This window comes from Novosphingobium sp. FKTRR1, from assembly GCF_020404405.1.
Classification (GTDB): Bacteria; Pseudomonadota; Alphaproteobacteria; order Sphingomonadales; family Sphingomonadaceae; genus Novosphingobium.
On the sequence record NZ_JAIZDA010000013.1, the window covers coordinates 12488 to 26369 of the forward strand.

Annotated in this window: 10 protein-coding genes and 1 tRNA gene; 4 read left to right on the forward strand and 7 right to left on the reverse strand. The window is 64.8% G+C overall.

Translation table 11 applies throughout. The annotated features are described in order from the left end of the window. Positions 1-150: 150 nt before the first annotated feature. Entirely contained in the window at positions 151-2298 is a 2148-nt protein-coding gene (locus LDN95_RS13095; protein ID WP_226018133.1) for a phosphocholine-specific phospholipase C, read from the forward strand. 11 nt (positions 2299-2309) lie between these two features. Here the strand turns inward: LDN95_RS13095 and LDN95_RS13100 are convergent, their stop codons facing one another. Then, on the reverse strand, positions 2310-3347 hold the full coding sequence (locus tag LDN95_RS13100; protein ID WP_226018134.1) for a cyanophycinase: 1038 nt from the start codon (positions 3345-3347) through the stop codon (positions 2310-2312). A 210-nt stretch (positions 3348-3557) separates the two neighbouring features. Here LDN95_RS13100 and LDN95_RS13105 point away from each other — a divergent pair, with 210 nt between their 5' ends. After that, on the forward strand, positions 3558-6305 hold the full coding sequence (locus LDN95_RS13105; RefSeq protein ID WP_226018135.1) for a TonB-dependent siderophore receptor: 2748 nt from the start codon (positions 3558-3560) through the stop codon (positions 6303-6305). Positions 6306-6485: 180 nt separating this feature from the next. On the opposite strand, the gene LDN95_RS13110 is transcribed toward LDN95_RS13105, so the two are convergent. Together LDN95_RS13110 and LDN95_RS13115 are read right to left on the reverse strand one after the other, a co-directional pair. Continuing rightward, positions 6486-8696 (reverse strand): PQQ-dependent dehydrogenase, methanol/ethanol family, encoded by a 2211-nt coding sequence (locus LDN95_RS13110; RefSeq protein ID WP_226018136.1) that lies wholly within the window; start codon positions 8694-8696, stop codon positions 6486-6488. Positions 8697-8789: 93 nt separating this feature from the next. Next, entirely contained in the window at positions 8790-9698 is a 909-nt protein-coding gene (locus LDN95_RS13115) for a LysR family transcriptional regulator (protein ID WP_226018137.1), read from the reverse strand. Between the two features lie 94 nt (positions 9699-9792). Between LDN95_RS13115 and LDN95_RS13120 the strand changes: the two genes are divergently transcribed. After that, positions 9793-10668 carry an oxidoreductase gene (locus tag LDN95_RS13120; protein ID WP_226018138.1) on the forward strand — a complete coding sequence of 292 codons (876 nt, stop codon included), beginning with the start codon at positions 9793-9795 and terminating at the stop codon, positions 10666-10668. A 62-nt stretch (positions 10669-10730) separates the two neighbouring features. Here LDN95_RS13120 and LDN95_RS13125 read toward each other — a convergent pair. From LDN95_RS13125 to LDN95_RS13140, 4 genes are all read right to left on the reverse strand, one after another. Beyond that, positions 10731-10806, reverse strand: a tRNA-Lys gene (locus LDN95_RS13125). A 39-nt stretch (positions 10807-10845) separates the two neighbouring features. Continuing rightward, complete coding sequence (gene folK, locus LDN95_RS13130) at positions 10846-11379, reverse strand: 2-amino-4-hydroxy-6-hydroxymethyldihydropteridine diphosphokinase (protein ID WP_226018139.1); 534 nt, start codon at positions 11377-11379, stop codon at positions 10846-10848. Next, on the reverse strand, positions 11376-12230 hold the full coding sequence (aguB, locus tag LDN95_RS13135) for an N-carbamoylputrescine amidase (RefSeq protein ID WP_226018140.1): 855 nt from the start codon (positions 12228-12230) through the stop codon (positions 11376-11378). The genes folK and aguB overlap by 4 nt, the downstream gene beginning before the upstream one ends. 90 nt (positions 12231-12320) lie before the next feature. Then, positions 12321-13208 (reverse strand): class I SAM-dependent methyltransferase, encoded by an 888-nt coding sequence (locus tag LDN95_RS13140; protein WP_226018141.1) that lies wholly within the window; start codon positions 13206-13208, stop codon positions 12321-12323. A 133-nt stretch (positions 13209-13341) separates the two neighbouring features. On the opposite strand from LDN95_RS13140, the gene msrA reads away from it, so the two are divergent. Next, a complete protein-coding gene (gene msrA / locus LDN95_RS13145; RefSeq protein ID WP_226018142.1) occupies positions 13342-13869 on the forward strand; it encodes a peptide-methionine (S)-S-oxide reductase MsrA in 528 nt (175 codons plus the stop codon). The last annotated feature ends 13 nt before the right edge of the window (positions 13870-13882 follow it).

A 13882-nucleotide genomic window follows, 5' to 3' on the forward strand; every position in this document is an offset into this window, starting at 1 on the left:
ACAGCGGCCGATTGCAGCACCTTTGGGCAGGCGCCGTCCGTCGTCAATCTGTAGCGATTTTGGACTAGACCAGCAATATGACTCGGTGGCGACAGTCGCGGATTTCCGGCGGCAGCGAAACCGGCGACAACGCATGGCAGGATGTAGCACATGGATTCCCACGGTCGGCGGCAGTTCCTCAAGCTTGGTGTCGGTTCGGCCGCGCTCGGCGCCTGGCCCGGCCTGATCGACCGCGCGCTGGCGATTGCGCCTTCGGGCAAGACCGGTACGATCATGGATGTCGAACATGTCGTCATCCACATGCAGGAAAACCGCTCGTTCGACCACTATTTCGGGATGCTCAACGGGGTTCGTGGCCTTGGCGATCCGCGCCCGCTGCGCCTGTCCGGCGGGCGTTCGGTGTTTGCCCAGCCCTCCACCCAGCACCCTGATGGCCATGTGCTGCCCTATCACGGCGATTCGCGCACGACGCGCTCGTTCACTGTCGACGGCGCGGACCAGTCGCACACCGAGAACATCCACATGTTCAATCGCGGCCGCCACGACCGCTGGGGCCACAACGGCGAACTGCAGAACCGGATGCTGCACTACGGACCGGGCGACCTGCCGTTCTACTACGCGCTCGCCGACGCGTTCACGATCTGCGACGCCTATCACTGCTCGACGATGACACAGACGTATCCCAACCGCCTGCACCTGTTCACCGGGTGCAACGGCGGTGGCGGCTTTGGCGGCGAGCCGGAAATGAGCAACTATGGCGAGGATGAAACGCCCAGCGCCGACATGGTGCAGGACCGGCAACTCCGATCCGACGCCTATGGCTGGACGACGTATGCCGAGCGGTTGCAGGCAGCCGGGATCGACTGGAAGGTCTATCAGGAATACGACAATTTCGGCGACAACCTGCTGTCGGTTTTTCCGGCTTTCCGCCCGTGCGCCAAGGATTCCGACCTCTATCGCCGGGGCCGCTCGTGGGTCAGCGAGCACAAGCAGGGCGCCGATCGCACCCGATCCGATGGCGAACAACTGGTCGAGGCGTTCCGCGCCGATCTTGCCGCCGACCGCTTGCCGCAAGTCTCATGGATCGTCACCGCCGCCGACTTGTCCGAACACCCCACCGCCGAACCGGCCAAGGGCGAGCATGTCACCGCGAAGCTGATCGAAGCCCTGACCGATCATCCCGAGGTGTTCGCCAAGACCGCCTTCATCCTGACCTATGACGAGGCTGGCGGGTTCTTCGACCACATGCCGCCCCCGGTGCCGCCGGTCGGCGACTATCGCGGGCACAGCACCGTGCCGACCAGGGGCGAGACCAAGGACTGGTCGAACGAGGCGCAATGGGCCGCCGAACATGGCGCGCTGCATCCTATCGGCCTTGGCATCCGCACGCCGACGATCGTTGTCTCGCCGTGGAGCGGGGGCGGCAATGTCTGCTCCGAACTGTTCGATCACACCTCGGTCCTGCGGTTCCTTGAGCAGCGTTTCGGCGTGCGCGAACCCAACATCAGCGACTGGCGGCGTTCGGTCTGCGGCGATCTGACATCGGCTTTCGACTTTGCCCGGCCCGATGGCGCGCGCACGGCAAAGCCGCTGCCCGATACCGGCGCTTTTCGCGAGCGGGTCGCGCAATCGAAGGCGGGAGCCGCAAACGCCATTCCGGCAAAGCAGGAGATCGCCCGGCAGTTGCCCGGCCAGCGCGCTCACCGCCCGCTGCCCTATCGCTTTGCGGTTCAGGGCGCGGTGACCGATGCGGGGCGCTTGCGCATCGCGATGGACAATCCGGGGCCCACCGGCATCGTCCTGACCGTGCACGACAACGCCAGCGCGCAGGAACCCTGGCATTTCACCATCGGCGCGGGCGCCAGCCATGCGTCCGAGCAATGGCACGAGCAGGGCGCCATCGGCAGCGTGTTCGACCTCACCTTGCGCGGGCCCAACGGCTTTTGGCGCCGCTTTGCCGGAACAACCGACGACAGAATCGAGGTGCAATGCCGCGACCGGCCGGAGCTTGAGGCGGTGGAACTGGTGTTCAGCAACCACGGCACCGCCGCTGCGGAATTCGTCGTCAGCCTTGACGCCGCCTACCCGGTGCAGGGCGCGCGCGAACGCCGCATCGCGGTGCCGCCGGGCACGCAGCGGAGTGACCTGTGGCGCCTGTCACGCAGCGACCGGTGGTACGACCTTGCCGTCACAGCCAGCGGCACTGCCGGGTTCCTGCGCCGCTTTGCCGGCAAGGTCGAGAACGGCAAGCCGGGCCGCACCGACCCCGCCATCGGCCAGATGCGGCTGGACGTCTGACCTAGCCCGCCTTAGCCGACAACGTCGACCGGGCGCTGCATCACGCCCTTGCTGACCGCATAGTCGCGCACGAACGCCGGGTTTTCGACCCGGCCTTCGGGCAGGAACAGGCGCGATGCATGGCCGATGCCGATCACGCGGATGCCCGCAACGTCGAGCGGGCCGCTGGTAACCGGCAGGCGAAGCGCATCGCCCTGCACCAGCCAGGCCCCGCCATCGGGCGCGGTGGCAAAGATGCGGGCGCTGCCGTCGGGCTCGACGGCAAGGCTGGCGCTTTCATCCACGCCCAGCCCGATCAGCGGCTTGCGGTCGCCCGGCCAGCCGACCTGGGCCTTGGCGACGAAGGCGAACAGCCGCCCCAGCCGGTCGCGCTCCTTGAAATGGGTGTCGGTGATCACGCCCTTCAGCAGCGCCAGATGGAGGAAATCGTCCTCGATCGTGTTGGAGGGGCCGAACGGTGCGGCCAAGGCCGGTCCGCTGGTCTGGCTGATCCCGTCCATGCAGCCATAAAGCTTTTCGCCCAGCATCGCCAACCCGGCGCTGGTGCCACCCAAAGGCTTTCCTGCGGCGACATGCGCGTCGATGATCGCGGCAATCGGCGTGCCCTTCCACCGGCGGACATAGTTGCCCTGATCGCCGCCCGACAGGAAGATCCCGTCGGCGTGGCGCAGCGCATCTTGCAGGCGGGCATCGTCGGCGGCGCTGCGGTCGCGCGTGACGAAAGTTTCGGCCGACAGGATGCCGCCGACCTCGCGATAGAATTCCTTGCCGATCTGGCCCTGCTGCGTCGCGCGCAGGATCACGATGTGGCCATGCCCGGCCTTGGCAAAGAACCAGCGCATCGCATCGAGATTGCGGTCCCCGCCGCCCATCAGCAGCAAGCCGCCGCTGACCTTGTCGGGCGCGGTGCCGGCCAGATTGCCCTCGACATAGTGGTGATAGCTGCGCGCCTGAGCGGCGACGGCCGCCGAGAAAGTTCCGGCAAGTCCGAGCGCGATGGCAAGACAGGCTTTGGCAAGATGGCGCAAGAACAGATCCCTTCGGGTCACCGCGATGTCAGCCTGACGGGAGTTACCTTTTTGCCGCAGCATGTGGCAAACGCTTTTCGGTGGAAAATACAGTGTTGTTTCAACGTTTGGACTGTGCCCATTTGCAAATATGTTCGGCGCGTGACGATCGCGTCGTTGCTACAGGGGGACCACCTAATGAACACAAGCGGGCGTGGCGCCATGCGGGCCATGTTGGCCCTGGGCTCGGCCATGGCCATGCTGCCGACGGCGGCATGGGCACAACCGGCTGCCGCCGGCGGCGAAGCACCGGAAACGATCATCGTGACCGGATCGCGCATTCCGCGGGTTCAGGAAGAAGGCCCGGCCCCGATCACGGTCATCACGTCCGACACCATTCGCGACAGCGGCTATGCCAGCGTGCCCGACATCTTGCGCGCGGTCACCCAGAACGGTGGCGAAACCCAAAGCCAGCAATCGTTCAGCGGGGCTGCCTTCACCCCCGGCGCGCAACAGGTGGACTTGCGCGGGCTTGGCCCCAACCACACGCTGGTGCTGGTCAATGGGCGCCGCATTGCCGATTTCCCGCTGCCGTTTCAGGGGCGCAGCAACTTCACCGATATCTCCAACATCCCGGTCAGCCTGATCGAGCGCGTCGAAGTGCTCTCGGGCAGCGCTTCGGCCATTTATGGTTCGGACGCGATCGCGGGCGTGATCAACTTCACGCTCAAGAAGCATGCGGATGGGCTGACGCTCGATTACCGGCACGGCGACACGCAGCATGGCGGCGGGGACTCGCACCGGTTCACCGCTGCGGGCGGCTGGGAAAAGGGTGATTTCCACATCGTCGGCGGTCTGGAGTATCAGCTTCAACGACCGCTCTGGGCCTATCAGCGCGGCATCCAGAACAGCCGCGCCGATAACCCGACCACCGCCCAGCCGCTCGCCGGGCGCACGTTCCTGCGCTACAATCCCGACGCGGATGAATACGTCGATCCCGGCAAGGCGACCTGCGACCGACTGGGCTACCTCAACGGCGGCAGCACCTATTACGCCTCGCGTCCGCGCTACGGCGCCTATGACCCGGTGCTCGACGACTATGGCCCCGGCTATTTCTGTGGCAGCGATACGTCGGTCGGCTATGGCACGGTCATCTCGCGCCGCGAAGGCTTCAATGGCTACCTCTCGGCGGGGCTGGACCTGTCGGACAAGGCCTCGCTATTCGTCGATGCACAGTTCGGCATCAGCAAGGTATCGCTGATGCGCGATGTGATGAAGTGGTACTTCCAGGACGCCACGGGCAGCAGCGACAGCACCTTCTACAACGCCTTCGACGGCACGCTCGACGATTGGTCGCGCCAGTTCACCCCCGAGGAATCGGGCGGGTTCGGCAGCGTCATGACCCACAACCGCCAGCAGACGTTCAGCGTCACCCCCGGCATCAAGGGCACGCTCGGCAAGTGGAGCTATGAGGCCTCGTTCAACCACAGCGAGTATTCGGCGCGGGTCGATTTCCCCGAAGTGATCGCGGCCAAGGCCAACGCCCTGTACCTTGGCGCACAGCAGGGCACCGACGCGGACAGTGGCTATCCCATCTACAACGCCGATCCAGCGCGGCTCTACACCCCGCTGACCCGTGCCGAATACGACAGCATCACCGCTTACAGCACTTATCGCCCGAAAAGCTGGAACGACGGCTTTTCGGCGACCGTCAACACGTCCGACCTGTTCCAGCTTCCCGCCGGGCCGGTCGGTTTTGCCGCCGTCGCCGAACTGGGCAAGCAGGGCTATGCGCTCAAGCCCGATCCGCTGGCGCTGACCAACTACTACGTAGGGCTGAAAGACAGCGACGGATACGGCACGCGCACCCATTGGGCGCTGGGCGGCGAATTGCGCGTTCCGGTAGCCCGCTTCCTCGAACTGTCGGGCGCGGCGCGCTATGACCACTTCAGCTTTGCCGGCAACTCCATCGGCAAGCTTACCTACAACGCCGGGGCCGAACTGCGCCCGATGCGCTCGCTGCTGCTGCGCGCGGCCTATGGCACCGGCTTCCGCGCGCCCGACTTGCACTATGTGTTCACCGGACCGGGCAACACCCACCCATCGGCCACAGACTACTACTTGTGCCGCACCGAGGAGCCCGACACCGACATCGGCGATTGCAGCTATGCCGACAGCGGCATCGTCGCCAACCGCACCGGCAACAAGAAGCTGCAACCCGAAACCAGCAAGTCGCTCAACGCTGGCATCGTCTTTGCGCCGACGCGCCACATCGACATTTCGGTCGACTATTTCCGCGTTCAGCTCGACAATCAGGTGGCCGACCTCAGCATCGACAAGCTGCTGCGCGATGAGGCCAGTTGCCGCATCGGGACCACCTCTGCAGGCACTGCGGTCGACCCGACCTCACCCACCTGTCTTGACGCGATAGCGCGCATCCACCGCTATACCGGCGGCGCCTTTGCCGGGCAGGTCAGCTCGGTCGCGATCAACCCGATCAACGTGGCGCAGGAACGCACCAGCGGCGTCGACGTGGCGCTGCACGTCAACGTGCCGACCGAACGCCTGGGCACTTTCGCCCTCGCCCTGTCGCACACCCACGTGTTCGACCACACCTATCAGCAATATCCGGGCGATCCGGTGATCAACAAGCTGGCATTCGACAGCGGTTACGACATTCCGCGCGACAAAAGCACCGCCAGCCTCACCTGGTCGCAAGACAAGCTGAAGTGGACCATCGAAGGACGTCGTCTGGGCAAGCTGCCCAACTACAACGAGGACGCCTTCATCAAGGAAAGCTACCAGTTCAACACCACGTTCCAGATCGATTTCAACGATCACTTGCGCGGCTCGCTGTCGATCGACAACCTGTTCGATCAGGATCCGGTGCGCGACCCGACGTATGCCAGCTACCCATACTACGACATCAGCTGGTTCGACAGCGTTGGGCGCAGCTTCTATCTGCAACTGACGTGGAAGCTTGGCGGCAAGGCGCTCTGACCTGCGCGCTGGCCGGGGGCCCACCGGCTCACCGGCCAGCGGATTCGTAGCGACTTGCGCGATCCCGGCGCGCCCGGCCACCGCTTGCGGGACTTCAAGGATTGCGCAAGCCGGGATGGGAGCGCGATGGGGTAACCTGGCTTGTACGCACGCTTGCGCGCTGCGTCGCGCTCCCGACTGTCAGTGGACGACGTTCTTCGTGCGCTGCGCTTCATAGCCCTTGCGCTGCTGGTCGATCAGGTAGGCGTGGATCGCTTTCACGTCGTACTTGGTGACCATGTCGTCCAGCGGAGCCATGCCCGCCCCCGCCAGCACGCCTTTCAGCACGATGGCGTCGAACATGCCGTGGATTTCGCGCGGCAGGCGCGACAGGTCGGGCGTGATGCCGGGGCCGAACATGTGGCAGCGCGAACAGAACTCGGTGAATTTGGCCTCGCCGTGGGCGATCAAGGCCGGGGTGGACCTGAACGCGGGCGGTGCGGGATAAGTCAGCGGATCGGGGCGCGGGTCGGGCTGCGGCACCGGCCCGCCGCCCAGCTTGAACACCACAATGCGGTTGGTGTTCTGGTTCCTATAGGCGATGTCCGACGATGGCAGCGGATAGCTGATGCCGATCCCGCCATAGCCCACCTGCACCGCAATGTACTGCACCCCGCCGATGCGATAGGTCATCGGCGCGGCCATGATGTGCGAGCCGGTCTGGATCGCGGCCAATTGCACGCCGGTCCGGGCGTTGTAGACGCGCAAGGTGCCATCGCCGCGCCCCTGCACGACGATGTTGCCCGCGGTCGACAGCACGCCCCCGTCATAGCCGCGATTGCCGTCGGAGGTGACCTGTTCCCACACCACCTTGCGCGCGACCGGATCCCAGGCCTTGAGCACTTCGCGCACGAGGCTGGTCTTGCCGCGTTCCTTCTGCAGTTCGGCCTTGGTCGGCAGCGGACCGAACAGGCGCGTCAGCGTGACTTCGTCATAGGTATCGTCGGGAATGATGCCGTTGGCGTTGAAGAAGCCTTCGAGATGGTCGAGCTTGCCATGATTGGCGGGCAGGTTGACCATGACATTGGGCGCATCGAGCGTGGGGATATAGACCAGCCCGGTCTTCGGGCTGAACGACATCGGGTTCCACGTGTGTGCGCCCGCCCATGAAGGATAGACGTTCTTGGGCTTGGCCGAATAATCGGCAATCTCGGTAAAGCGTGGACGGCCGGTGGCAAGGTCGATGCCCGTGGCCCAGTTGACATAGGAGAACGGATCGGCGGCCAGTAATTTGCCGGTCTTGAGGTCGAGCGTGTAGAAGAAGCCGTTCTTCGATGCCTGCATCACCACTCGGCGCGTTTCGCCGCCGACGGGCAAGTTGGCGAAAATGAACTTCTGCACCGCGTCATAGTCCCAGGCGTCGCCGGGGGTTTCCTGATAGTACCAGTTCATCCGGCCGGTGTGCGCGTTTACCGCGACGATCGAGGCGTTGAACAAGTCGTCGTGGCGCTCGGCGGCGCTTTTGGCGCGTACGTAGGGCGAGGCATTGGCGGTGCCGAACACGATCTGGTCGGTTTGCGCATCATACGACAAGCCGTCCCACACCGTGCCGCCGTTCTGATAGCGGCCATCGTGGCCGGGCCCCCACGATTTGGCGGCCATTTCGAGTTCGGGGTGTTCGAACGGCTGGCCGGGCGCGGGCGGCACGGTGAAGAAGCGCCATTTCAAGGCGCCGGTCCTGATGTCCCAAGCCGAGATGTAGCCGCGCGTCGATCCGTCGCCCAGATCGGCACCCGAATTGCCGATCACCACGCAATCGCTGGTGAGCAGCACGGCGCCGGTCGAAGCATAAGTATAGGTCTTGTTGCGGCTGATGATCGTGTCCGCGGTCCATTTTTCCGCACCCGTCCTGGCATCGAGCGCATGGAGCCGCCCGTCCTCGCTGGCGACGAACACCACCCCGTCACGCACCGCGACACCGCGGTTGACCACGTCGCAACAGGCATTGCGCGCCGATGCCGGGTCGATACCCGGATGGAACGACCACAGCAGTTTGCCGGTAACGGCGTCGAGCGCATAGACGATGCCCCACACGCCCGAGGTGTACATCACGCCGTCGATCACCAATGGGGTCGCTTCCTGCCCGCGCTCGGTGCCCATGTCATAGGCCCAGGCAAAGCCGAGCTGACCCGCATTGCTGTCATTGATGTCGGCAAGCGATGAAAACCACGTTCCCGCCGGATCACCGCCGACATAGGGCCATTGTTCGCCCGCGACCGGATAAGTGGCCGCCGGAAAATCAGCCGGATTTGCAGCCGAAATCTGGGCGAACCCAGCTTGAAGCGATGACGCGGCCACGCTGAATGCACACAGCAGGCCGAGCAGGGGTTTGCGCAGATTGATCGACACCATGGGCCGAAGTCTCCGTCGCAACGGCTGCCTTGGCAAGCGGGTTTTAGGCGGCGTGATCGTCGCCGTTTGAGGCTGTCGCTGGCACCGGACGAACTACATTTCCGCCATGGCCTGCCGGGTGAAGTCGATGAAGGCGCGCAGCGGCGGCGGAAGCTGTCGTCGGCCGGAATAATACAACATCGGGCCGGAAAACGGCGGGCTCCAATCTTGCAGGACTGGCTCGAGCGCCCCGCTGGCCAGATGCGGCGCGAGCCAATCCTCGAACAAGGCGATCACGCCAAGGCCCGCCACGGCGCTGCTGATCAGCAGATCGCAAGCCAGACCGGGCCGAACGAGCAGCCTTGTCGGCGGATCGACGCGCAGAATTTCGCCGTCCTTTTCGAACTCCCACGCTGCAGGCGCGCCGCTCGAAAAACGCAGACCCATGCAAGCATGCGCCAGCAGATCGCGCGGATGGGTGGGTCGGCCTCGCGCGGCAAGGTACGAGGGTGCGGCGGCGACAAGGATTCGCTGCGTGCGGGGCCCGATCGGTAGCGCGATCATGTCCTGCTCCAGCCGCTCTTCATAGCGAATGCCTGCATCCGCGCCCGATGCCAGAATGTCGACAAAGCTGTCCTCGACCGTCACTTCGACGCGCACATGGGGGTGGGCCAGCAGAAAGGACGGAATGATGCCGGGCAGCACCGTGCGCGCGACATTGGCCGGTACATTGAGCCGCAGCGTGCCCGCTGGCTGGTCGGTCTGCACTTGAACGCCTTCAAGCGCGGCATCGATTTCATCCAGGACGGGTGACAACCGCTCCAGCAGCCGCGCCCCGGCTTCGGTCAGCGATATGCTGCGGGTGCTGCGGTGGAGCAGTCGCACACCCAGCTTGCTCTCAAGCCTGCGCATGGCCTCGCTAAGCCCGGAAGCCGAGACTTTGGAGATCCGGGCCGCCTCACGAAACCCGCCAGCACGCGCGACAGCGGCAAAAGCCGAGAGATCATCCAACACGATCGGCATTGTGCGATAATCCGTACAACCTGTCTGGAATGTCATGCCTTATCGATCATTCGCGCCAAGTCTATATACCGCTTGCAGCCTGAGGAGATTTGCCATGACCGTTTCAGCCAAAGCCGGGACTTTTCAACTGGGCGACCGCATCGTCAACCGCATGGGGTATGGCGCGATGCAACTGGCCGGTCCCGGCGTGTTCGGGCCACCGCGTGACCGCAACGAGGCAGTGGCAGTCGTGCGCGCCGCCGTCGAAGCTGGCGTCAACCACATCGATACCAGCGATTTCTATGGCCCGCACATCACCAACCAGATCCTGAAGGAGGCACTGCATCCCTATGGCGATGATCTGGTGATCGTGACCAAGGTCGGGGCTGTGCGTGGCGAGGACGCCTCGTGGCTCCCCGCGCAAAGCCCTGCCGAACTCATCCAGGCGGTGCACGACAACTTGCGCAATCTCGGGCTCGACCGGCTGGATGTCGTCAACTTGCGCCTGATGGGGGATATCTTCGCGCCCAGCGAAGGGTCGCTCGACGAACAATTCTCGACACTCGCCCGCTTGCAACGCGAAGGGCTGATCGCGCATCTGGGGCTCAGCAATGCGACGCCTGCGCAAGTGGCACAGGCGCAAGCCATCGCCCCCGTCGTCTGCGTCCAGAACCACTACAATCTGGTGCACCGGAGCGATGACGGGCTGATCGACGCCTTGGCCGCAAAAGGCATCGCCTATGTCCCGTTCTTCCCCCTGGGCGGGTTCAGCCCGATCCAGTCGGATGCCCTGTCTGCAATCGCGGCCGAAGTCGGCGCCAGCGCGATGCAGGTGGCATTGGCCTGGCTGCTGGCCCGTTCGCCCAACCTGTTGCTCATCCCGGGCACGTCCGGCAGGGGCCATCTTCGCGACAATCTGGCGGCGGCAGAATTGCACCTGCCAGCCACGATTCTGGCGCAACTGGATGGTATCGGCAAGCCAAGGCCTTGATCGACAGCCCCGCATTTGCGGCAACCACCCGGCAAGCCACACCATCCAAGCTGTTGAAAAGGTGGTGAGTCCAGCTGGGTTCGAACCAGCGACCTACTGATTAAAAGTCAGTTGCTCTACCGACTGAGCTATGGACCCGCCTGAGACCGGGGGCCTTGTGGCACCGGGGCGTGGCGGTCACCTAGGGGCGGCGCGGCGGCGGGTCAAGCGGGTGACGAGGTGTTTCACCCAAAGGTGTGTCACCGGGTCGCGCCAATCGCGCGCAATTTTGGTCGCCGGAACCAGCACGAAGGCGCGCTCGCGAAACGCCGCGTGTGGCACCGTCAGCCGTGAATCGAGCCAGCGCCCGCCCGACCACAGCACGATGTCGAGGTCGAGTGTGCGCGCCCGCCAGCGCTGGCCGCGCCGGACACGACCGAAATCATGCTCGATCCGCTGCAGCAGCGCCAGCAGATCGGGGGGCGCCAATGGCGTGGCGACAAGCGCCGCCCCATTGGCATAGCGCCGCCGCGACGGACCAACCGGCGCGCTGGCGATCAGCGGCGATGCCGCTTCCAGCACCAGCCCGGCATCCACCAGCGCGCGCAATGCGGCGCGCAAGACCGCAGGCGGGGGTCCATGGCGATGGTGCCCGACATTGGAGCCGAGCGCGACGACATAGCGCTGATGCGCGGCGCCACCCGAAGGCTGCGCCGCGCCCGTTGCGATCACTTGTCCTCGACCAGCCGGGTATAGAGTTGCGGCCTGCGGTCGCGGAAAAAGCCCATGCCCGCCCGGTTGATTCGCGCTGTTGCCAGATCGAGCGTGGCAACCAGCACGCCGGTTTCCTCGGCGCCGTACTCGGCCTGGAAATCGCCCCATTCATTGGTGATGAAGCTGTGACCATAGAAGCTTTGGCCGTTCGCCTCGATGCCGATGCGGTTGGCCGCGACCACCGGCATGCAGTTGGATACCGCGTGGCCCTGCATGGCGCGGCGCCACATGCGGCTGGTGTCAAGCTCGGCGTCCTGCGGCTCGGTGCCGATCGCGGTCGGGTAGAACAGCACTTGCGCGCCCATCAGCGCCATCGCCCGCGCGCATTCGGGATACCACTGGTCCCAGCAAATGCCCACGCCGATGCGCGCGCCGAACACGTCCCACACCTTGAACCCGGTGTTGCCGGGGCGGAAATAGAACTTTTCCTCATACCCCGGCCCGTCGGGAATGTGGCTCTTGCGATAGATGCCCTGCACCTCGCCGTCGGGGTCGACCATCGCGATGGTGTTGTAGAAGTGATGCCCGTCGCGTTCGAAGAAGCTGACCGGAATGGCGATCTTAAGGCCGCGCGCCAGTTTGCGCATTGCGGCCACCGCCGGATCCTGATCGAGCGGATGCGCCAGCGCGAACAGTTCCTGATCTTCCTGCTGGCAGAAATAGGCCCCCGAGAACAGTTCGGGCGGCAGCACCACTTGCGCACCCTTCGCAGCGGCCTGTTCGACCAGCGTGGTCACCGCTGCAATGTTGGTGGCGGCATCGGGCGCATTGAGCGCCAGTTGCAGAGCGGCGACGGTGAGTTCGGTCATGCCATGCGACGTAGTCTGCGGGGCGGCGAAATTCAACGCCGCCCCGCATCCTTTCAAGGTCCGGTCAATGTCCGGCCGGACGGCCTGCGATCACGGCCGCTTGCGGAACAGCAAGGTCATCCGGTCGCTTTCACCGATCGCCTGATACTTCGCGCGATCCTTGTCCTTGAGGAAATAGGACGGCGGCAAGGTCCACACGCCATCGGGCCAGTTGGCGCTGTCCTTGGGATTGGCGTTGATCTCGCTCTTGGCGACAAGCTGGAAGCCATTCGCCTCAACCAGCGCGATCACGTCCTTTTCACGCATGTAGCCCTTGCTGCTGTCGGTTTCGGAGAAGGGCGCGCCCGGCTTGGCGCGATGCTCCTCGATCCCGAGCAGGCCATCGTCCTTGAGCAGCGAACGGATCGCCAGCAGGTCGGGGTGAAGCCAGCCATTGGGCCAGATGTTGTGCACCTCGCGCATGATGATGGCGCGATCGACCGTGCCCTTGCGGGCAGCGGGAATGGTATCGCCGTTGAAGGCAAGGATGCGGCTGGCCGGTACGCCCGTCCACTCCGCAGCCTTGGCCGGGAATTTGTCGGCCATGTCCCCCAGAATCTCGCGCCGCTCGGGGGTGAGGTTCACTTCGGCGGGATTGAGGCCGATGTACTGGCCCTTGTCCCCCAGATAGGGGACGAGGATGCGGGTGAACCAGCCGCCCGACGGCAGATAATCGACCACCGTCATGCCTGGCTTGATCCGGAAGAACGCCAGCGTTTCGGCGGGGTGGCGATAGATGTCGCGGGCGCGGTCCTTGTCGCGGCGCGGATCGGCGAGCACGGCCAGCAGCGCCGGATCGATCTTCACCGCAGGTTTCGTCGTGGCATAGGGCGCATGCGCTCCGGTGCCCTTGGCCATGGCCGTGGCGGCAAGGCCCACACCTGCTGCTGTTCCCGCCAGCGCCAGCATGATCCCGGCGAATTTCGCGACCTTGCGCATGTTCCTGTCCCTCTGTTGAACCTGCTCGACGTATCAGGCGCGAGCGATTCGCACCCTAGCTTGGGGCAAGGCGATGACAACCGCGACTTGCGTCCCTATCTCCACCGCGACATCTGGAAAGGACCAACACTCCATGGCTGAAGCGATCCTGGCCGGCGGCTGTTTCTGGTGCACCGAGGCGGTGTTCCGCAACCTTGCCGGCGTAAGCGCGGTCGAAAGCGGCTACATCGGCGGCACCATCGCCAACCCTACCTACAAGCAGGTCTGTTCGGGCAGCACCGGCCATGCCGAAGCGATCCGCGTGATCTTTGATCCGGCGCTGATCGGCTATGGCGACTTGCTCGACGTGCATTTCGCCACGCACGATCCGACCCAGCTCAACCGGCAGGGCAACGATGTGGGCACGCAATACAGGTCAGCGCTGTTCCCGCTGGATGATGCCCAGCACGCCGAGGCCGAAGCCGGAATCGCCCGCGCCCAAGCCGATCGTGCCGCACCGGTGGTGACCACCATCGAAGGCCCCGCCACATGGTATCCGGCCGAGGACTATCATCAGGAATATTGGCAAGGCGAAGGCCAGCGGAACCCCTACTGCCTCGCGGTAATCCCGCCCAAGCTGCAGAAGCTGCGCAAGGGCTTTGCCGACCGGCTCAAAGCGTAAGGCCGCCGATCGG